19 protein-coding genes are annotated in these 19,175 nt (G+C 71.4%); 13 read left to right on the forward strand and 6 right to left on the reverse strand.

Going from position 1 to position 19,175, the window contains the following annotated elements:
* Window positions 1-18 precede the first annotated feature (18 nt).
* On the forward strand, window positions 19-1,023 hold the full coding sequence (locus ABD733_RS00720) for an aldo/keto reductase family protein (protein ID WP_344793129.1): 1,005 nt from the start codon (window positions 19-21) through the stop codon (window positions 1,021-1,023).
* Window positions 1,024-1,104: 81 nt separating this feature from the next.
* Here ABD733_RS00720 and ABD733_RS00725 read toward each other — a convergent pair whose 3' ends face one another.
* Window positions 1,105-1,506: a DUF3224 domain-containing protein gene (locus tag ABD733_RS00725; protein WP_344793130.1), complete on the reverse strand. Its 402-nt coding sequence runs from the start codon at window positions 1,504-1,506 to the stop codon at window positions 1,105-1,107.
* A gap of 96 nt (window positions 1,507-1,602) precedes the next feature.
* Between ABD733_RS00725 and ABD733_RS00730 the strand changes: the two genes are divergently transcribed.
* Together ABD733_RS00730 and ABD733_RS00735 are read left to right on the forward strand one after the other, a co-directional pair.
* The gene (locus ABD733_RS00730) at window positions 1,603-2,238 is read left to right on the forward strand and encodes a hypothetical protein (protein ID WP_344793131.1); all 636 of its coding nucleotides are present in this window, start codon (window positions 1,603-1,605) and stop codon (window positions 2,236-2,238) included.
* 55 nt (window positions 2,239-2,293) lie between these two features.
* A complete protein-coding gene (locus ABD733_RS00735; RefSeq protein WP_344793132.1) occupies window positions 2,294-3,541 on the forward strand; it encodes an MFS transporter in 1,248 nt (415 codons plus the stop codon).
* A gap of 77 nt (window positions 3,542-3,618) precedes the next feature.
* Here ABD733_RS00735 and ABD733_RS00740 read toward each other — a convergent pair whose 3' ends face one another.
* Entirely contained in the window at window positions 3,619-4,506 is an 888-nt protein-coding gene (locus ABD733_RS00740) for an aldo/keto reductase (protein ID WP_344793133.1), read from the reverse strand.
* Between the two features lie 52 nt (window positions 4,507-4,558).
* Window positions 4,559-5,530, reverse strand: coding sequence for an aldo/keto reductase (locus ABD733_RS00745; RefSeq protein WP_344793134.1), 972 nt, complete (start codon window positions 5,528-5,530; stop codon window positions 4,559-4,561).
* A 101-nt stretch (window positions 5,531-5,631) separates the two neighbouring features.
* Here ABD733_RS00745 and ABD733_RS00750 point away from each other — a divergent pair, with 101 nt between their 5' ends.
* Window positions 5,632-5,997 (forward strand): TIGR02611 family protein, encoded by a 366-nt coding sequence (locus tag ABD733_RS00750; protein WP_344793135.1) that lies wholly within the window; start codon window positions 5,632-5,634, stop codon window positions 5,995-5,997.
* Window positions 5,998-6,077: 80 nt separating this feature from the next.
* On the opposite strand, the gene ABD733_RS00755 is transcribed toward ABD733_RS00750, so the two are convergent.
* Window positions 6,078-6,629 (reverse strand): hypothetical protein, encoded by a 552-nt coding sequence (locus tag ABD733_RS00755; protein WP_344793136.1) that lies wholly within the window; start codon window positions 6,627-6,629, stop codon window positions 6,078-6,080.
* A gap of 114 nt (window positions 6,630-6,743) precedes the next feature.
* Here ABD733_RS00755 and ABD733_RS00760 point away from each other — a divergent pair, with 114 nt between their 5' ends.
* The 4 genes from ABD733_RS00760 to ABD733_RS00775 all read left to right on the forward strand — a co-directional run bounded on the left by ABD733_RS00760 (window position 6,744) and on the right by ABD733_RS00775 (window position 9,610).
* A complete protein-coding gene (locus ABD733_RS00760; protein ID WP_344793137.1) occupies window positions 6,744-7,694 on the forward strand; it encodes a DnaJ domain-containing protein in 951 nt (316 codons plus the stop codon).
* 70 nt (window positions 7,695-7,764) lie between these two features.
* Window positions 7,765-8,145, forward strand: coding sequence for a VOC family protein (locus tag ABD733_RS00765; protein WP_344793138.1), 381 nt, complete (start codon window positions 7,765-7,767; stop codon window positions 8,143-8,145).
* A 66-nt stretch (window positions 8,146-8,211) separates the two neighbouring features.
* A complete protein-coding gene (locus tag ABD733_RS00770) occupies window positions 8,212-8,634 on the forward strand; it encodes a hypothetical protein (RefSeq protein WP_344793139.1) in 423 nt (140 codons plus the stop codon).
* 91 nt (window positions 8,635-8,725) lie between these two features.
* Complete coding sequence (locus tag ABD733_RS00775) at window positions 8,726-9,610, forward strand: NUDIX hydrolase (protein WP_344793140.1); 885 nt, start codon at window positions 8,726-8,728, stop codon at window positions 9,608-9,610.
* A gap of 58 nt (window positions 9,611-9,668) precedes the next feature.
* On the opposite strand, the gene ABD733_RS00780 is transcribed toward ABD733_RS00775, so the two are convergent.
* A complete protein-coding gene (locus ABD733_RS00780; RefSeq protein ID WP_344793141.1) occupies window positions 9,669-11,429 on the reverse strand; it encodes a S1C family serine protease in 1,761 nt (586 codons plus the stop codon).
* Window positions 11,430-11,614: 185 nt separating this feature from the next.
* Between ABD733_RS00780 and ABD733_RS00785 the strand changes: the two genes are divergently transcribed.
* The 3 genes from ABD733_RS00785 (at window position 11,615) to ABD733_RS00795 (ending at window position 13,551) form a co-directional block, all read left to right on the forward strand.
* The gene (locus tag ABD733_RS00785; protein ID WP_344793142.1) at window positions 11,615-12,106 is read left to right on the forward strand and encodes an FHA domain-containing protein; all 492 of its coding nucleotides are present in this window, start codon (window positions 11,615-11,617) and stop codon (window positions 12,104-12,106) included.
* Window positions 12,106-12,804, forward strand: a complete 699-nt coding sequence (ftsR, locus tag ABD733_RS00790; protein ID WP_344793143.1) for a transcriptional regulator FtsR — start codon at window positions 12,106-12,108, stop codon at window positions 12,802-12,804. The genes ABD733_RS00785 and ftsR overlap by 1 nt, the downstream gene beginning before the upstream one ends.
* Before the next feature lie 267 nt (window positions 12,805-13,071).
* The gene (locus tag ABD733_RS00795) at window positions 13,072-13,551 is read left to right on the forward strand and encodes a MerR family transcriptional regulator (RefSeq protein ID WP_344795937.1); all 480 of its coding nucleotides are present in this window, start codon (window positions 13,072-13,074) and stop codon (window positions 13,549-13,551) included.
* A gap of 812 nt (window positions 13,552-14,363) precedes the next feature.
* On the opposite strand, the gene ABD733_RS00800 is transcribed toward ABD733_RS00795, so the two are convergent.
* The gene (locus ABD733_RS00800; RefSeq protein ID WP_344793144.1) at window positions 14,364-15,176 is read right to left on the reverse strand and encodes a ParA family protein; all 813 of its coding nucleotides are present in this window, start codon (window positions 15,174-15,176) and stop codon (window positions 14,364-14,366) included.
* A gap of 54 nt (window positions 15,177-15,230) precedes the next feature.
* Between ABD733_RS00800 and ABD733_RS00805 the strand changes: the two genes are divergently transcribed.
* Window positions 15,231-18,629, forward strand: a complete 3,399-nt coding sequence (locus tag ABD733_RS00805; protein ID WP_344793145.1) for a pyruvate carboxylase — start codon at window positions 15,231-15,233, stop codon at window positions 18,627-18,629.
* A 37-nt stretch (window positions 18,630-18,666) separates the two neighbouring features.
* Complete coding sequence (locus tag ABD733_RS00810; protein WP_344793146.1) at window positions 18,667-19,158, forward strand: peptide deformylase; 492 nt, start codon at window positions 18,667-18,669, stop codon at window positions 19,156-19,158.
* Window positions 19,159-19,175: the final 17 nt, after the last annotated feature.

A 19,175-nucleotide genomic window follows, 5' to 3' on the forward strand; every position in this document is an offset into this window, starting at 1 on the left:
CGACAGGGAGCATCTTCGATGGAATTCAGGTATCTCGGCAACTCCGGTCTCAAGATCTCGGAGCTCACCTACGGCAACTGGCTGACCCACGGCTCGCAGGTCGAGAACGACACGGCGACCGCGTGCGTCCGGAAGGCCCTCGACGTCGGCATCTCGACGTTCGACACCGCCGACGTGTACGCCAACACGCAGGCCGAGGTCGTCCTCGGCGAGGCGCTGAAGGGCGAGCGCCGCGAGTCGCTCGAGATCTTCACCAAGGTCTACGGCCCGACCGGCCCCAAGGGTCACAACGACACCGGCCTCAGCCGCAAGCACATCACCGAGTCGATCAACGGGTCGCTGAAGCGCCTCCAGACCGACTACGTCGACCTCTACCAGGCGCACCGCTACGACGTCGAGACCCCTCTCGAGGAGACGATGCAGACCTTCGCCGACCTGGTGCGCCAGGGCAAGGTGCTCTACATCGGCGTCTCCGAGTGGAACGCGCAGCAGCTCCGCGACGGTGCCGCCCTCGCGAAGGAGCTCGGCATCCAGCTCATCTCGAACCAGCCCGAGTACTCGCTGCTCTGGAGGGTCATCGAGGAGGAGGTCGTCCCGGCCTCGAAGGAGCTCGGCATCTCGCAGATCGTCTGGTCGCCCGTTGCCCAGGGCGTCCTGACCGGCAAGTACAAGAAGGGCCAGGAGCTCCCGGCAGGATCGCGCGCCACCGACGACAAGGGCGGCGCCGGCATGATCTCGCGCTGGATGAAGGACGACGTGCTCGACGCCGTCGCCCAGCTGGAGCCGATCGCGCAGGATCTCGGCCTCACGCAGGCGCAGCTCTCGCTCGCCTGGGTGCTGAACAACGACAACGTCGCCTCGGCCATCATCGGGGCGTCGCGCCCCGAGCAGGTCGAGTCGAACGCCGTCGCGTCGGGCGTGAAGCTCGACGCCGACGTCGTCGGCCGGATCGAGCAGATCTTCGCCGGCCTCGCCGAGACCGACCCCTCGAAGACGCAGATGCCTGCCCGTCGCGAGGCCTAGGCCGGCGCTCTCACCCGAACGGCCAGAATCCGCCCTCCGCTCGTCTCGGCAGGGCGGATTCCGGCCGTTCGGCGGCGGTCCTCAGCTCGCGATGAGGCTCAGGACGAAGAACGGCCCGTCGTCGTCGTGCTGGATCGACGCGCTGCCGGCGAACCGGGCGAAGTCGCCGGTGCCGCTGCCGGGCACGATGTTGCCGAACTGCCCGGAGTCGTCCGGGGTCTGCATCGCCCCGTGGTGCACGGTGAAGGCGCCAGACCGGCCGTCGTCGAGGGTGCCGTCGATGCGCTCGACCGCGACGTACCCGCGGCCGGTCTCCTCCTCGCCGCTGGTCAAGAAGATGAGGTCGCTCTGGCCGGACAGCCCGCTGGTGAACGTCTTGTGCATCGCGAGACCGGAGGCCCAGCCGCCGACGACGCCCGGCAGGTCGATCGGCGTGGCAGCCGACAGGGTGAAGCGGCAGGTCAGGGTCTCGACGATGTCCATGCGTCCACGCTACAAGCCCGGCACCGTGCCCGTGCCCGTGCCCGTGCCCGTGCCCGTGCCCGTGCCGGGGTCGGTGGTCGATGGCAGGATCACGCCATGAGCTCCGACACGTTCGCGAACGTCATCCAGGTGGTCGCCACCCTCATCGCCCTCGTCGGCCTCGCCGTGTCGTTCGAGTTCTCGAGGCGCGGCCAGAAGCTCCAGCAGCAGGCGTCGGCCGATGCGGCGCGGCAGGCCGAGGAGTCGAACCGGGCCGCGCAGGCGGCCGCCCAGCGCGCGTCGGCGGCGGCAGCACTGACGATCGACGACCTCACCCGCATCGCCGACGGCGTCGAGCGGCTCGCGGCGGCGACGCGGGCGAGTGTCGCCGGGGCACAGGCGGCGGGCGCAGGATCCGGCGCCGCCCCGCGATCCGCAGGCGACCCCGCCCGGTTCGAGTCGCCCGGCCTCCCCGCCGCCCCGGCCTGGCGCCTCGAACGCGTCGGCGGCTCCGAGTACCGCCTCACGAACACCGGCACGGCGCCGGCCTTCGACCTGTGGGTCGGCGGCGCCCCCTCGCTCGACGGCCCGCACGGGGTCGAGCCGGGCACGGAGCTCCCGCACCAGGCCTCGGTGATGTTCCGCGCCGCGATCCTGCCGACCACCACCGACTCGACCATCACCGTGACCTGGGCGAGCGCCCGCGGCGGGGCGGAGAGGTCGTCCTGGCGGTACCCGCTGCCGGAGGCGTGACGACCGGCGCGCCCCCCGCGGGAATGCTGAGACGCCGCCGGGCGTCGTACTCACGGTGACCACCGCAACGATCCCCACCCCTGTCGTCTCTCAGGCGCGAGCGCGCGCCGGCAGCTCCTCGATGCTGGTCTACGCCGGCACCCTCCTCGTGATGGTGGCCTCGGGCGCCGCCCCGTCGCCGCTCTACCCCGTGTACCAGGCGGAGTGGGGCTTCTCGCCGCTGTTCCTCACGGTCGTCTTCGCCGTCTACGTGCTCGGCCTGCTGGTCACCCTGCTCACCGCGGGCGCGATCTCCGACTTCATCGGCAGGCGCCCCGTCGTCCTGGTGGCCCTCGCCGTGTCGATCACCTCGATGCTCGTGTTCGCGTTCGCGTCGGCGCCCATGATGCTCATCGTGGCGCGGGTCGTGCAGGGCCTCGCCATCGGGCTCGCCACCGGCGCCCTGGGCGCGGCGATGATCGACCACCAGCCCGCCCGGCGTCCGATCGCCCCGTTCCTGAACGGGGTCGTCCCGCCGATCGCGCTGAGTGTCGGAGCCCTCGGCTCCGGCCTGCTCGTGCAGTTCGTCGCGGGGCCGGAGCAGACGGTGTTCTTCGTCCTGGCGGGTCTCATGGTCGTCGCGGGCGTCGGAGTCGCCCTGACGCGCGAGCGGATCGATCCCCGGCCGGGAGCGCTCCGGTCGCTGACCCCGGTGATCCGGATCCCGCAGGCGTCCAAGGCGCTCTTCGCGGGCGTGATCGGCTGCATGATCGCCAGCTGGGCCCTCGGCGGCATGTACCTCGCCTTCAGCGGCAGCGTCCTGTCGGCCGCGTTCGGCATCCACTCGCCGCTCGCCGCCGGCGCCATGATCTTCCTCTTCGCCGGCACCGGCGCCGCCACCGGCATCGTCATCCAGAAGCGGGACGCCCGGCGGAGCATGCTCGTCGGCGTGGTCGCCCTGATCGTCGGCCCGATCGGCACGGTCGCGGCCCTCTGGACCGACTCGCTGCCGCTCCTGATCGTCTCCTCGGTCGTCGCCGGCGTGGGCTTCGGCGCCGGGTTCCAGGCCGGTCTCCGTCTCCTCCTCGCGACGGCGCCGGCCGACGAGCGCGCAGGCCTCCTGTCGAGCGTGTACGTGGCCAGCTACCTCGCCTTCGGCGTGCCGACCGTCGTGGCCGGGGTCTTCGTGCCGACCGCGGGGCTCACGCTCGTGCTGACCGTGTACGCGGCGTTCGTCGTGGCGTCGGCGGTGACGGCCCTGATCCTGCAGCGCGTCCTCGCCTCGCCCCGTCGCGCCGAGCTGCGAGCCGACCGCCTGGCGTAGGACGCCGGCCCCCCGACACGACGAAGCCGCCGCGGACCCCTCGAGGGACCGCGGCGGCTTCGTCTGTGTGCCGCGGGCTAGGCGTCCTGCGTGGTCGCCGCCTCGAGGCGGGCGAACTCGTCGTCGCTCAGCTTGATCGACGCCGCGGTGGCGGAGTCCATGATCGACTGCGGGCGCGACGAGCCCGGGATCGGGATGACCGTCGACGACTTCGCGAGCTCCCAGGCGAGGCAGACGACCTGGGGCGACAGCCTCCGGGCGTTCGCGATCTCGGCGAAGACCGCGTGGTTCGCGCCGAGGTCGCCCGCGTTCGTGATTCCGCCGAGCGGGCTCCACGGCAGGAACGCGATGCTGTTCGCGTCGCAGAACTCGAGCTCCTCGGTCGACGACAGGAACGCCGGCGAGAACTGGTTCTGCACGCTCACGAGACGGCCGTCGAGGACCTCGTTCGCCTCGGTGATCTGCGCGATCGACGCGTTCGAGATGCCGGCCATCCGGATGACGCCCTCGTCGAGCAGCTCGACGAGCGCCCCGATCGAGTCGGCGTAGGGCACGCTCGGGTCGGGCCGGTGGAACTGGTAGAGGCCGATGGCCTCGACGCCGAGCCGCTTCGCGGAGGCCTTGGCGGCCTCCTTGAGGTGCTCCGGCCGGCCGTCCTGGTCCCAGCCGCCGTCCTTGTTGTGGACGCGGGTGTGACCGCCCTTGGTGGCGACCAGGATGCCGTCCGTGTCGCCGTGCCAGGCCGACAGGGCCTCCGCGATCAGCGTCTCGTTGTGGCCCTCGTCCTCGAGCTTGCCCGAGAGGCTGTAGGCGTCGGCCGTGTCGATGAGGGTGATGCCGGCCTCGAGGGCGGCGTGGATGGTGGCGATCGACCGCTGGCGGTCGGGCCGGCCCTCGATCGACATGGGCATGGCGCCCAGGCCGATGGCAGAGACCGTGACGTCGCCGATGGTGCGTGTCTTCATTCGTGTTCCGTTCGTCGTCGAAGGGGGAGGGGGGAGAGCAGGATGCGGGTGGTCACCACGCGTAGTCCTCCGGGGCGGGCTTGTGCCCCGGGAACAGCGCGTCGAGCTTGTCGAGGGCGTCTTCGTCGAGCGAGATGTCGACGGAGGCGACCGCCGAGTCCCACTGTTCCATGGTCCGCGGCCCGGTGATGGGCCCGGTGACGCCCGGCTGGTGGAGGAGCCACGCGAGGGCGAGCTCGCCGGGGGCGTGGCCGAGCTCCTTGGCGAGGGTCTCGTAGGCCTCGAGCTGGTCGCGGTGGGCGTCGACGAACTCCTTCGACCGGCCGGTCAGGCGGCGTTTGCCCTCCTGCTCCTTGCCGACGATGCCGCCGAGGATCCCGCCGTTGAGCGGCGACCAGGGGATGACGCCCAGCCCGTAGTGGATCGCCGCCGGGACGACCTCGAGCTCGACCTCGCGCTTGATCAGGTTGTAGATCGACTGCTCCGAGACGAGCCCGGTGAAGTGGCGCGCCTTCGCGGCCTCCTGAGCCTGGGCGATGTGCCAGCCGCCGAAGTTGCTCGATCCGACGTAGAGGATCTTGCCCTGCTGGACCGCGACCTCGATGGCCTGCCAGATCTCGTCCCAGGGGGTGGCGCGGTCGATGTGGTGGAACTGGATCAGATCGATGTGATCGGTCTGGAGCCGCTCGAGGCTGGCGTCGATGGCCTGGCGGATGTTCAGGGCGGAGAGCTTGCCCTGGTTCGGCCAGTCGCCCATGTCGCCGTAGAGCTTGGTCGCGAGGACCGTCTTCTCGCGTCGCTGGCCGCCCTTCGCGAACCAGCGGCCGATGATGCTCTCGGTCGCGCCCTTGCCGGCCGACCCGCCGTAGCCGTTGGCCGTGTCGAAGAAGTTGACGCCCACCTCGTGCGCCTTGTCCATGATGGCGTGCGAATCCTCTTCGCTGGTCTCCGGCCCGAAGTTCATCGTGCCGAGGATCGCTCGAGAAACGGACAGCCCTGTTCGTCCCAGATGCGTATATTCCATAGGATCTTTGTAGTCCCTCCGAGCCGTCGGCGCATCCTGCGCTCAGGAGTCTGCCGGGCGACACCGGGGCTCTCCCCACCGGCGGTGCGTACGATCGGGCCATGTCGCTGCACGACGAGCACCACGGCGCTCACCACCACCGGCTCCGCAATACGCGGATCGCCCGGCGTGCCCGCCTGTTCCGCGCGCGGCTCAACGGCTACCCGCGGCTCCGCCTGGCCTACAAGGTGGCGATCGGGGTCGTCGGCATCGCGGTCGTCATCGCCGGCGTCATCCTGATCCCGCTGCCCGGGCCCGGCTGGCTGATCGTGTTCCTCGGACTCGCGATCCTCGGCACGGAGTTCCCCGCCGCGCACCGCCTCAACATGTGGGCGCAGAGCCGCGTGAAGCGGGCGATCGCCTGGCTGCAGGATCGGCGCCGACGCCGGGCTGCCGCGAGGAGCCAGCGCGCTGCGACCGGTCGCTGAGCGGACGAGGTGCCGCGGCGGTCGACCCGCGACGGTGAGACTGCTGGTGTCAGTGCTGGTGCTGCTGCTGCCGGTGCCCGTCAGACGTCGGCAGCGGCCTCGTTGCCCCAGGAGGTGATCTCACGGGGCACGGCCAGCGCGTGCTCGCCGGCCGGCTCGAGCAGCTCGATCGACCGGACCCGGGGCGCGACGGCTCCGGCCGTCGAGGCGATCCACGAGCCGACCAGGATGCTGTCGTCGACACTCGAGTGCACGGCCACTCCGGAGATGTCGAAGACCCCGTAGGCGTTCTCGGCGAAGGTCACCCGCACCAGGTCGCCGTGCGACACCTGCGCGAAGGTCGACGGGGCCTGGTCGAGCGCCTCGTCGGCTGCCTGGCGCTCGGCCGAGTGGTAGGTGCGGAGCAGCTGCAGAGCCTTCTGGGGCTTCTTGTTCGCGTCGAGGGGGTGGCTGCCGAGGGCGAAGGCCGCCATCGACTGCGACTGCGTCACGAGTCCGCGCACAGCGAAGACGCCGTAGCGCTCGGTCGTGAAGGTGGCGACGACGGCGTCGCCCGGCTCCAGCTCGGCCAGGAACGCCGTCAGGTTCTTCACGTTGCGCTTGGCCGGGGGAGTGAGGTCGTCGTCTGCCACACAGCCGACCCTACCGTCCGTCGTCCTCTCACACCTTTCATCGGATTCCCGCCGCGTCCTCACGGCGGAGCGCCTCCTGGTTCTCAGTCCGCTGCCGGTATTCTCTGTGGACACATGACCGAGAGCCCTGCCGCCGCCACCCCCTACGAGGTGCTCGGCGTCACCGCTGCCGCGACTCAGGACGAGCTCAGACGGGCCTACCGCCGACTCGCCCGCGAGACCCATCCCGACCTCGGCGGGACCCCCGAGCGCTTCCGCCAGGTCCAGCTCGCGTGGGAGCGCGTGGGCACCCCCGAAGACCGCGCCAGATACGACGGCAGCCGCACCTCGTCGTCCTTCGGCAGCAGCGCAGGCGGCAGCGGCGCAGGGGCCGACGAGCCGTCCTCCGCGTGGGCCCCGCGTCCTCCGCGGAGGCGCGCCGAGTCGAAGCCGCGGGCCCGCGCATTCGGTCACCCGGGCGGCCAGGAGCGGGTGCGCTACCTCGAGCTCATCCGCGAGTGGGTGGGACTCGGCGACGAGATCGACGACCCGTACGACCCGGCACTCGTCCGCTCCGCTCCTCCCGAGATCCGCAGGATCCTCGCCAAGGCCGTCGCCGAGGAGTCGACCGCGAAAGCGGTCCTCGAGCTCGGCATCGCCTACACGATCTGGAGCAACGTCGCAGCGGGCCGGGAGCCGGAGCTCGACCACGTCGTCCTCGCGCCGAGCGGTCTCTACGCCATCGACTCCGAGGACTGGGGCTCGCCCGTCCGGCTCGTGAAGGGCGAGGTGGAGGGCGACGGCCTCGCGCCGGGGGAGCAGCCGGCGCGGACGCTCGCGCGGAGCGCCCGCGCGTTCCAGAAGTCGGCCGGCGTGCCGTTCACCGCTCAGCTCCTCGTCGTCCCCGACGACGCCCTGGAGGAGGCTGTCGAGCCGGTCAGCCGCGGACGCCGCAACCAGGCGTTCGCCGTCCGGCGCTCGGTCCTCCCGCACGTCCTCCGCGGCGGCCTCGCCGGCGACGCCACGGCCCTCGTCGACGTGTTCGAGATCCGCGCGCGGCTGCAGCAGACCGTCCGCTTCGTCTGAGGCCGGGCGGCTCCGGCAGCGGCGGGAGGTGGGACTGTCGGCGCCGGTCGATCGGTGCCAGAGTGTCGGCATGATCACGACCGACCACGCGTTCAGCGGCTTCAGCGTCCGCGACACTGCCGAGGCGAGAGCCTTCTACCAGGACGTCCTGGGTCTCGTCGTCTCCGAGAACGCGATGGGGATCCTCGATCTCACGCTCCCGGGCGGCGCCCACGTCATCGCCTACCCGAAGACCGACCACGTCCCGGCGGCGTTCACGGTGCTGAACTTCCACGTCGCCGACATCGACCGGGCCGTCGCCGAGCTCGAGGCGGCGGGCGTCCGGCTCGAGGACTACGGCGGGTACGCCGACGAGAAGGGCGTGATGCGCGGGAAGGCCGCCGGGCGGGGGCCCGACATCGCCTGGTTCCTCGACCCGTCGGGGAACATCCTGTCGATCCTGTCCGACTGACCGGGCCCCCTCTCATCCTGCGCTCGCTATCCTTTCCCGAGTGCCAGACAGGACGAGGAGGCCGCGGTGAGCGACGAGCAGGACCACGTCGACGACCGCGGCGACCGGGCGAGCACCCGACCGGTGACGTCGATGTCGCTGCGGGCCGAGCGCCTCCGCCGCACCATGGCGAAGGCTGCGGGCGCCTCGCTCGAGAACGACCCCGGGCTGTCCACGCCGCCGCCGCCCCGCGATCCCGAGCTCGTCAACCGCTTCGCCGTCGTCGGCTTCAGCGTCGGCCTCGTCGCCCTCTTCGTCGACGCGGTCGGAGTGCCGAGCGTCGTCGCCCTCGTCTTCTGCGTCCTCGGGCTCCGGCGCGCCCGCGAGCTCGACGCCCGCGGCAAGGGCCCCTTCGGTCGGCGGCGCTGCCTCTGGGGCATCGGCTTCGCCGTGTTCGGCCTCGCGAACATCGCCTTCACCCTCTTCGTCCGGCCGCTGCTCGCCCCGTGATCCCGGGGCGCTCCTCCTCGGCGGATGGGAAGCCCCTTCACGTTTCGACACCTGCGCGTCGCCGCTTGCGAGACGTGGCAAGCTCGGAGGCGTGACCATCCACGGACCAGCCGACGGCTGGGTCGTCGCGCCCGACGGCCGGAAGTTCTGGGGCCGTGCCGGTGCCGCAGGGCTCCTCGTCGTCGATCCCGAGCGCGGCGTCCTCCTCCAGCACCGCGCCGTCTGGAGCCACTTCGGCGACACCTGGGGCATCCCCGGCGGCGCCCGGGCCTTCGACGAGACCGCCGTCGAGGGGGCCCTGCGCGAGAGCGCGGAGGAGGCCTCGGTGCCTCCGGCGGCGCTCCGCCTCCTGTTCTCGTCGGTCGTCGACCTCGACATCTGGTCGTACACGACCGTCGTCGCGCGCGCCGACACCCCCTTCGAGCCCGTCATCGCGGACCGCGAGAGCGAGGCGCTCCGCTGGGTGCCGCTCGACACCGTCGACGACCTCCCGCTCCACCCGGGGTTCGCGTCGTCCTGGGCTCGCCTCCGCGACCTCGTCACGACGCCGCTCCACCTCGTCGTCGACTCGGCCAACGTCGTCGGGTCGAAGCCCGACGGCTGGTGGCGCGACCGCGTCGGCGCGACCGACCGGCTCGCCGTCGCTCTCGAGGCCCTGGCGGTCTCCGGGCTCCCCGCCGCCGCCGTCGGCGACCGCGACGGGCTCGTCAGCACCTGGTGGCCCGACGTGTCGCTCGTGGTCGAGGGGCAGGCGAAGGCCGCGCAGGATCCCGCCCCCGGCTCCCCGCTCCGCCTCGTCCGCGCTCCGGCCGACGGCGACCAGGCCCTCGTCGACGAGGTCGAGCGCCTGCGGGCCGGCGGCGGTGCCGCCCCCCACGTCGTGGCCGTGACGGCGGACCGGGAGCTCGCCGCCCGGGTGGAGGCCCTCGGAGCGACTGTCGTCGGGCCGTCGATCCTGCGCGACCTGCTGCCCTGATACACGAGCGCCCCCTCGCCGATCGGCGAGGGGGCGCTCGTGGTCGCGCGGCGACCGACTACGCGGCGGGACCGGCGCCGAGCGTCACGGTGACGGTGTGGCTGGCACCCGCGGCGTCGGTGTAGGTGATGGTCACGCTGTCGCCGACGTCGTGCGCCTGGATGGCGTCGGTGAGGGCCGTGGAGTCGGCCACCTGCGTGCCGCCGACCGCCGTGATCGTGTCTCCGGCGACGAGGCCCGCCTTGGCGGCGGCGCTGCCCGAGACGGTCCCGGCGATGGTGACGCCCGAGGTCGTCGTCCCGGTGCCGGTGCCCGCGCCAGCCCCGGCCGAGGAGATCTGCGCGCCGAGGAAGGCGGGCAGGCCGATCTTGATCGTGCCCGACTCCGTGCCGTCGAGGATCTTGTCGGCGATCTTCAGAGCGGACGAGATCGGGATCGCGTAGCCGGTGACGGCGGCGGTGCCGGACGACGCCGCGGTGACGATGCCGACGACCTTGCCGTCCGCGTTCCGGAGCGGACCGCCCGAGTCGCCCGAGACGACGTCGGCCGAGATCTCGATCAGGTTCGACAGCGACTCCGTGCCGGAGCCCGACTCGCTCTGCACGGTGATCGACTGCTTGGTCGCCGTGACGGTGCCCTTGGCTGTCACGAGGCTGCCCGTCCCCTCGGCATTGCCGGTGGAGTGGACGGAGTCGCCCGCAGCGACGGACGCGTTCTTGCCGAAGGTCACCGGGGTGAGGCCCGAGGCGCCCTGGAGCTTGAGGACAGCCACGTCGTTGGTCGCGTCGGTGCCGACGACGTCGGCCGTGTAGGTCTTGCCGGTCGAGACGACCGTGACCCGGATGCTCGTGGCGCCCTGGACGACGTGGTTGTTGGTCAGGATCTCGCCGTTCGAGGTCATGATCATGCCGGTGCCCGCCGACTTCGACGACTCGTCGTAGTCGAGGGTCGACACGATCGTTACGAGGCCCTGCTTCTCGGTCGCGGTGGCCGCGGTGGCGTCGCTCGGGACCGTGCCGGTGCCCTGGCTGCCGCCCTGCGTGCCGCCCTGCGCGCCGCCGAAGGTGCCGGTGCCGCCCTGGCCGTAGCCGTAGGTCCCGGACGAGCCGGACCCGCCGGACCCGTTCGGAAGCTGCAGGGTCTGGCTCTGGCCGGCCGCGTCGGCCGCCTTCTCGCCGGTGGCGTGCCCGAGGGCGTAGGCCCCGCCGCCTGCCGCGCCGGCGATGAGGACTCCCGCGGCGATCGCGCCGGTGATGGCCAGCGAGCGCCTCCTGCGCGGGTTCCGGTTCTGGAACGCCGGGGGTACCTGCCCGTAGCCGTACCCGTAGGGCGGCTGGCCGCCGTACGGGGGCTGCCCGGCGTAGGGCTGGCCGCCGTACGGCTGCTGTCCTGCCTGACCGCCGTACGGCTGGGCCGGGATGGGACGCCCGTACTGGTCGTACGCTTGGGGGGCCTGCTGCTGGGGGCCCTGCGGCTGGGGGGCGTGCTGCTGCGAGGCCTGCGCGGCGTACTGCTCGGCGCCGTACTGCGCCGCGTAGCCGTCCTGGCCGGTGTGGGCCGCAGGATCCTGCGCGACGGCGTCGTCGGGACCGGTGGCGCCCGCATCGCCCGGCTCCGAGGCGCTCGAGACGTAGCGGGCCGGTGTCGGGCCGGTGCGGTGCGGGAGCGTGTGGGCCGTGGGCTGCTCGGGCTGCTCGGGGAGCTGCTCGGTGGTCTGGTCGACGTCGTCATGAGGAAGCGGGACCGTCGGGTTCTCGGTGTTCTCGGCCGCGCCCTCGGGCTCGGGAGCACCGGAGACGGAGTTGCTGCTGTCGTTCATGATTGCCTTTCTGGGGCTGCTGGTGACGTGTGTTCATCAAAGGCGGCCCGCCATGGAAATCCCTATGACGACTCTGAGCGCCTCTGGTGAAGACCGAAACAAGACCCTTTGAGAGGGTGCCCCTCCAAAACGGTTCCAAAGGCCGGTAACGATTCCGCTACGCTTGGACGCCACAGGAGGTCACGATGGCAGAGCCAGCCAACCCGTCGCACGGGGCGCATGCGAACGGTGAACACGACGCCCGACGCGAGGTCGAGACGACCCTCAGTTTCAACGAGGAGTTCCAGGCCCAGCTCGCCGCCCTCGAGGGCGGCGTCTCCGCTGACGAGCGCGAGGCGGTCGGCGCACTGCCGTCCGGTTCCGCGCTCCTCGTGGTGCGTCGCGGTCCGAACATCGGCGCCCGCTTCCTCCTCGACGCCGACGTGACCGTCGCCGGGCGTCACCCCGACGCGGGCATCTTCCTCGACGACGTCACGGTCAGCCGCCGTCACGCCGAGTTCCACCGCCACGGCACGTCGTTCAGCGTCAAAGACCTCGGGTCGCTCAACGGCACCTACTTCGACGGCGTCCGGATCGACGAGGCCCTCCTCAGCGACGGCGCCGAGGTCCAGGTGGGCAAGTTCCGTCTCACCTTCTACGCGTCACGAGTCGATCTCGCCAACCTGGCGATCAAGTAGTGCCCCGCGCACTGGCCCGGGCGGTCCACGCCCAGGGCTCTCCTGATCTGTTGACGATCGGTCAGGTGCTCGCACGACTCAAGCCCGAGTTCCCCGACCTGTCGAACTCCAAGCTCCGGTTCCTCGAGGAGCGCCAGCTCGTCACCCCGGTCCGGACCGAGTCGGGCTATCGCAAGTTCTCGGCCGACGACGTCGAGCGGCTCCGCTTCATCCTGGGGCTGCAGCGCGACCACTACCTCCCGCTGAAGGTGATCCGCCAGCACCTCGACGACCTCGATGCCGGGCGGCCCTCGCAGCTGCCGAGCGGCGCGGCGCCCTCGTCGATGCTGACGGGCGCCCGGCGCATCAGCCGCGACGAGCTCATCGCCGAGTCGGGCGCCTCCGCGGCGCTCCTCGACGACGCCATCGGCACGTCGCTCGTCCCCGCGGCGGAGTTCTACGGCGACGACCACGTCCGGGTCGTCTCGGCGCTCGTGGAGCTGAAGAAGTCGGGCATCGAGCCGCGACACCTCCGGGCGTTCCGGGCTGCTGCCGAACGTGAGCTGGGGCTCATCGAGAGCGCCGTCGCCCCCGTCGCCAGGCGGCGCGACGCCGCGGGTCGGGCGCGGGTCGCCGAGCTCGCCCGAGAGATCTCCGACCAGCTCGAGATCGTCCGGACGAGCCTGATTCGCTCAGCGCTCGGACGCCTCGACACGTAGACTCGCTCGCGGGCTCTCGCGAATGTCCCGACACGCCGAATCGTCGAGTCGAATGTCGCCGGGTCCGGCCGGGGTTGTCGGTACCGTTGACCTCGGTACAACCATCAACCCGATGTTGAACCTTAAGGTTCAGGATCGCGCATCGGGTGGGCAGACGGCAGTGGAAGGCACTTCATGAGTGAGTCAGGTTCTCCCGAGGGAGCCCCCGAGAGCGAATCCCGTGCCTCCGTCAACGCCTACGGCGAAGAGGTCCTCTTCACCGACGGCATGGTCGAACTCGAAGACGACCACGGCTACCGCGGCACCGCCGCCGCCCGAGCCGCCGGCATCAGCTACCGCCAGCTCGACTACTGGGCCCGCACCGGGCTCGTCGAGCCCACGGTCCGCGGCGCCTCCGGATCCGGCACCCAGCGCCTCTACGGCTTCCGCGACATCCTGGTCTTGAAGCTCGTCAAGCGCCTCCTCGACACCGGCATCTCGCTCCAGCAGATCCGGACCGCCGTCAACCAGCTCCGCGAGTCCGGCGTCAACGACCTCGCGCAGACCACGCTCATGAGCGACGGCGCCTCGGTCTACCTCTGCACGTCGAACGACGAGGTCATCGACCTCGTGTCGCGCGGTCAGGGCGTCTTCGGCATCGCCGTCGGCAAGGTGCTCCGCGAGGTCGAGAACAGCCTCGTCGAGCTCGACTCGACCCCGGCCGTCGATCCCACCGACGAGCTCGCTGCTCGTCGTCGCGTCGGCTGACGCCTCCTTCGGCCTGACCGGCGCCGTCCGACGTTGCACGGCCTGGGCACCCTGCCGCGGCGGGGTGTGGTGTCCGTGCACCGTTGCGCGGCAGCCCCGACACACGCAGAGCGGCTCGAGTCACGCGTAAAAACGCGTGCCCCGAGCCGAAGTGCGTGCGTGTTGCGCGCGGCAGCCTCGACACACGCAGAACGGCCCGAGTCACGCGCGAGAGCGCGTGCCCCGAGCCGAAGTGCGTGTGTGTTTGCCCCGAGCTGGCGCCGCCCGACGCTGCACGGCCTGGGCACCCTGCCGCGGCGGGGTGCGGTGTCCGTGCACCGTTGCTCGGCAGCCTCGACTCACGCAGAACGGCCCGAGTCACGCGTAAAAACGCGTGCCCCAAGCCGAAGTGCGTGTGTGTTGCGCCCGCGCCGCGCCGCCCGACGTTGCACGGACTAGGCACCCTGCCGCGGCGGGGTGCGGTGTCCGTGCACCGTTGCGCGCGGCAGCCCCGACACACGCAGAGCGGCCCGAGTCGCGCGTAAAAACGCGTGGCCCGAGCCGAAGTGCGTGCGTGTTGCGCGCGGCAGCCCCGACACACGCAGAGCGGCTCGAGTCACGCGCGAGATCGCGTGCCCCGAGCCAAAGTGCGTGTGTGTTTGCCCCGAGCTGGCGCCGCCCGACGTTGCACGGACTAGGCACCCTGCCGCGGCGGGGTGCGGTGTCCGTGCACCGTTGCGCGCGGCAGCCCCGACACACGCAGAGCGGCCCGAGTCACGCGTGAGAATGCGTGCCCCGAGCCGAAGTGCGTGCCGCGAGAGCGCCGGCGACGCCTAGCGCGCGAGCGGCTCCGCGTAGTCGCCGATCTTCGCCGTGCGCATGATGCGCTCGAGCAACTGGTCGAAGTTGCGTGCCATCTCTTGAGCGCTCTCGCCGGGCCACACGTGGAGCGGCTTCGCCGCACCCTGGGCCTGCTGGAGCGACGTGCGCTCGGGCAGCTGCGGCGACAGGACGAGCGGCCCGAACATGTCGCGGAGCTCCTTGATGCGGAACTGGTGCTCGAGCGACTGCACGCGGGCGCGGTTGACGATGATGCCGAGCGGCTGGAGGCGGGGGGAGAGGCCGCGGCGGATCTCCTCGATGGCCCGGAGCGCTCGGTCGGCGGCGGCCACGGAGAAGAGACCGGGCTCGGTGACGACGGTGACGCGGTCGGAGGCCGCCCACGCGGTGCGGGTGAGCGCGTTCAGCGAGGGCGCGCAGTCGATCAGGACGAGGTCGTAGTCGGCCTCGACATTCGCGAGGGCCTCTTCGAGCTTCCAGATGTCGCGGATCGACGGGTGCGGGCCGTCGAAGTTGATGGCGGACGGGCTGCCGATCATGACGTCGATCTTGCCGGTGCGCCCCTTGGTCCAGCCGGAGGGCGCGATCGCGGCGCGCACCGTCTTCTCCTTCGGGGAGGCCAGGACGTCGGCGACGTTGAGGTGGCCGGCGACGGTGATGTCGAGGCCCGTCGAGACGTCGGACTGCGGATCGAGGTCGACCACGAGCGTTCGGAGTCCTTTGGCGAAGGCCGCCGACGTGAGTCCGAGCGTCACGGTCGTCTTGCCGACGCCGCCTTTGAGAGAGCTGACGCTGAGTACATGCACGTAGAAGACGATACCTTCACTACTGTTAAAGCACCTAAAGAAGGGCTCTCCTCCTTGTTCACAAAGATCCTCGTAGCGAACCGCGGAGAGATCGCGATCCGGGCGTTCCGGGCCGCGTTCGAGCTCGGTGCTCGCACGGTCGCCGTGTATCCGTGGGAAGACCGCAACTCGATGCACCGGTTGAAGGCCGACGAGGCGTACCAGATCGGCGAGGTCGGGCATCCGGTCCGGGCCTATCTGAACGTGCAGGAGATCATCAGGGTCGCCGTCGAATCGGGGGCCGACGCGATCTACCCGGGCTACGGGTTCCTCTCCGAGAACCCGGAGCTCGCCGAGGCGGCCGCCGCGGCCGGGATCACCTTCATCGGCCCGGGCCAGCACGTGCTCGAGATGGCCGGCAACAAGGTCACCGCGAAAGAGAAGGCCATCGCGGCGGGGGTCCCCGTCTTGAAGTCGACGCCGGCCAGCCGCGACATCGAGGAGCTCATCGCGGGTGCCGACGAGGTCGGCTTCCCGGTCTTCGCCAAGGCCGTGGCCGGAGGCGGCGGTCGCGGCATGCGGCGCGTCGACACCGCGGCAGAGCTCCGCCCGGCCCTCGAGGCCGCGATGCGCGAGGCCGACAGCGCGTTCGGCGACCCGACCATGTTCATCGAGCAGGCGGTCGTCCGTCCGCGGCACATCGAGGTGCAGATCCTCGCCGACGCCACCGGCGAGACGGTCCACCTGTTCGAGCGCGACTGCTCGGTCCAGCGACGCCACCAGAAGGTCGTCGAGATCGCGCCCGCTCCGAACCTCGACGACGCCACCCGGCAGGCCATGTACCGCGACGCGATCGCCTTCGCGAAGTCGATCGGCTACGTGAACGCCGGCACCGTCGAGTTCCTGCTCGACACCGCGGGGGAGCGCCGCGGCCAGCACGTCTTCATCGAGATGAACCCGCGCATCCAGGTCGAGCACACCGTCACGGAGGAGGTCACCGACGTCGACCTCGTGCTGTCGCAGATGCGCATCGCCGCGGGCCAGACGCTCGAGGAGCTCGATCTGCAGCAGAGCGACCTTCGCCTCCGCGGCGCAGCGCTCCAGTGCCGCATCACGACCGAAGACCCGAACGCCGGCTTCCGGCCCGACACCGGGCGGATCACGACCTACCGCTCTCCGGGCGGCGCGGGAATCCGGCTCGACGGCGGCACGATCGACCCGGGTGCCCAGATCAGCCCCCACTTCGACTCGATGCTCGCGAAGATGACGGCGCGCGGCCGCGACTTCCCGGCCGCCGTCACCCGTGCCAAGCGGGGCCTCGCCGAGTTCCGCATCCGCGGCGTCTCGACGAACATCCCGTTCCTCCAGGCGGTCCTCGACGACCCGTCGTTCGCGGCCGGCGACCTCAGCACCTCCTTCATCGAGGAGCGCCCGCAGCTCTTCGAGGGCCACGTCTCCAAAGACCGCGGCACGAAGATCCTCACCTGGCTGGCCGACGTGACCGTCAACCAGCCGAACGGCCGCGGCGAGGGGGCTCTCGATCCTGCCGTCAAGCTGCCCCGGATCGACCTCGCGACCGCTCCGCCCGCAGGATCCCGCCAGCGCCTCCTCGACCTCGGCCCCCGCGGGTTCGCCGAGGCCCTCCGCGAGCAGACCGCCCTGGCCGTCACCGAGACGACGATGCGCGACGCCCACCAGTCGCTCCTCGCGACGCGGGTGCGGACGAAAGACCTCCTCGCGGTGGCACCGTACGTGGCCAGGATGACGCCCGAGCTCCTGAGCGTCGAGGCCTGGGGCGGCGCTACCTACGACGTCGCCCTCCGCTTCCTCGGCGAAGACCCGTGGCAGCGGCTGGCGAGCCTCCGCGAGGCTCTGCCGAACGTGGCGATCCAGATGCTCCTCCGCGGCCGCAACACGGTCGGCTACACGCCGTACCCCACGGAGGTCACCGACGCCTTCGTCAAGGAGGCGGCCGCGACCGGCGTCGACATCTTCCGCATCTTCGACGCCCTGAACGACGTGTCGCAGATGCGTCCGGCGATCGACTCCGTGCTCGAGACCGGCACCACTGTCGCCGAGGTGGCACTCTGCTACACCGGCGACCTCCTCGATCCTCGAGAGACGCTCTACACGCTCGACTACTACGTGCGCCTCGCCGCCGAGATCGTCGACGCCGGCGCGCACATCATCGCGATCAAGGACATGGCGGGCCTCCTCCGCGCCGGCGCCGCGGAGAAGCTCGTCACCGCGCTCCGCTCCGAGTTCGACCTGCCCGTCCACGTGCACACGCACGACACGGCCGGCGGCCAGCTCGCCACGCTGCTCGCCGCGAGCCGCGCCGGTGCCGACGCGGTCGACGTCGCCAGCGCCCCGATGGCCGGCACCACGTCGCAGCCGTCGGCGTCGGCGCTCGTCGCGGCCCTCGTGCACACCGAGCGCGACCCCGGGCTCGACCTCCGCGCCGTCTCCGACCTCGAGCCCTACTGGGAGGCCGTCCGCCGCGTCTACAAGCCGTTCGAGTCGGGCCTCCCGGGCCCCACCGGCCGGGTGTACCTCCACGAGATCCCCGGCGGGCAGCTGTCGAACCTCCGTCAGCAGGCCATCTCGCTCGGCCTCGGCGACCGATTCGAGCAGGTCGAAGACTGGTATGCCGCCGCCAACCAGATCCTCGGGCGGCCGCCGAAGGTCACGCCCTCGTCGAAGGTCGTCGGCGACCTGGCCCTGCAGCTCGCAGCGGCCGGGGCCGACCCGGCCGACTTCGAGGAGAACCCCGACCACTACGACATCCCCGACTCGGTGATCGGCTTCATGGCGGGCGAGCTGGGCGACCTCCCCGGGGGCTGGCCGGAGCCGTTCCGGTCGAAGGTGCTCGCCGGCCGTGACATCAGGATCGGCGTGGAGCCGGTCGATCCTGCCGACCTCGCTCTCCTCGCCACCCCGGGGCGCGAGCGCCAGCAGACCCTCAACCGCCTGCTCTTCGCGGGGCCGACGAAGCAGTACCAGCAGGTCGTCGACACCTACGGAGACCTCTCGGTCGTGGCCACCCCCGACTACCTGTACGGCCTCCGGCAGGGCGTCGAGCACACGGTGCCCGTGTCGAGGGGCGTCAACCTCTACATCGGCCTCGAGGCCATCGGCGAGGCCGACGAGAAGGGCGTCCGGACCGTCATGACGACGCTCAACGGGCAGCTGCGGCCGGTCTTCATCCGCGACCGCTCGATCGAGGTGTCGCAGAAGGCTGCCGAGAAGGCCGACCGCACCGCTCCGGGCGAGGTCGCCGCACCGTTCTCCGGCGTCGTCACGCTCAAGGTCGCAGTCGGCGACCGGGTCGAGGCGGGCGCCGCCGTCGCCAGCATCGAGGCCATGAAGATGGAGGCCGCGATCACGACGCCCGTCGGCGGCACCGTCGCGCGCCTCGCCATCCCCACGACGCAGCAGGTCGACGCCGGCGACCTGCTCGTCATCGTCCAGTAGTCCGTACCCGTACCCGCATCACCAGGAGCCTCACGCCGTGACCGACCGTCCCATCCGCCTGTTCGGCGACCCCATCCTGCGCTCGCCCTCCGACCCGGTGAAGCTCGACGACCCGGGCCTCCGCGGCCTCGTGGACGACCTGCTCGACACGGTCCGCGTGCCCGGGCGCGCCGGTGTCGCCGCCGCCCAGATCGGCGTCGGCCTCCGCGCCTTCAGCTACAACGTCGACGACGAGGTCGGCTACGTGCTTAACCCCGAGATCGTGGAGCTGAGAGGCGAGCCCGAGCTGGTCGACGAGGGGTGCCTGTCGGTGCCGGGGTTCTACTTCCCCCGGCGGCGCTACCCGTACGCCCGGGTCGAGGGCGTGGACCTCGACGGCGACCGGGTGGTGCTCGAGGGGGAGGGCCTCATGGCGCAGGCACTCCAGCACGAGACCGACCACCTCGACGGCAAGCTGTACGTGATGGGGCTCGACCCCGAGATCAAGCGCGACGCCATGCGGCAGATCCGGGAGAGCGACTGGTTCTGAGGCGCGGCTGCTCGGTG

Origin of the sequence: Frondihabitans peucedani, assembly GCF_039537585.1 — a bacterium.
GTDB lineage: Bacteria > Actinomycetota > Actinomycetes > Actinomycetales > Microbacteriaceae > Frondihabitans > Frondihabitans peucedani.

Excerpts from the sequence above, each read along its gene's own strand:
- ABD733_RS00720 (WP_344793129.1), top strand. The coding sequence starts at position 19 with ATGGAATTCAGGTATCTCGGCAACTCCGGTCTCAAGATCTCGGAGCTC.
- ABD733_RS00725 (WP_344793130.1), bottom strand. The coding sequence starts at position 1,506 with ATGGACATCGTCGAGACCCTGACCTGCCGCTTCACCCTGTCGGCTGCC.
- ABD733_RS00730 (WP_344793131.1), top strand. The coding sequence starts at position 1,603 with ATGAGCTCCGACACGTTCGCGAACGTCATCCAGGTGGTCGCCACCCTC.
- ABD733_RS00740 (WP_344793133.1), bottom strand. The coding sequence starts at position 4,506 with ATGAAGACACGCACCATCGGCGACGTCACGGTCTCTGCCATCGGCCTG.
- ABD733_RS00745 (WP_344793134.1), bottom strand. The coding sequence starts at position 5,530 with ATGGAATATACGCATCTGGGACGAACAGGGCTGTCCGTTTCTCGAGCG.
- ABD733_RS00750 (WP_344793135.1), top strand. The coding sequence starts at position 5,632 with ATGTCGCTGCACGACGAGCACCACGGCGCTCACCACCACCGGCTCCGC.
- ABD733_RS00760 (WP_344793137.1), top strand. The coding sequence starts at position 6,744 with ATGACCGAGAGCCCTGCCGCCGCCACCCCCTACGAGGTGCTCGGCGTC.
- ABD733_RS00765 (WP_344793138.1), top strand. The coding sequence starts at position 7,765 with ATGATCACGACCGACCACGCGTTCAGCGGCTTCAGCGTCCGCGACACT.
- ABD733_RS00780 (WP_344793141.1), bottom strand. The coding sequence starts at position 11,429 with ATGAACGACAGCAGCAACTCCGTCTCCGGTGCTCCCGAGCCCGAGGGC.
- ABD733_RS00785 (WP_344793142.1), top strand. The coding sequence starts at position 11,615 with ATGGCAGAGCCAGCCAACCCGTCGCACGGGGCGCATGCGAACGGTGAA.
- ABD733_RS00795 (WP_344795937.1), top strand. The coding sequence starts at position 13,072 with ATGGTCGAACTCGAAGACGACCACGGCTACCGCGGCACCGCCGCCGCC.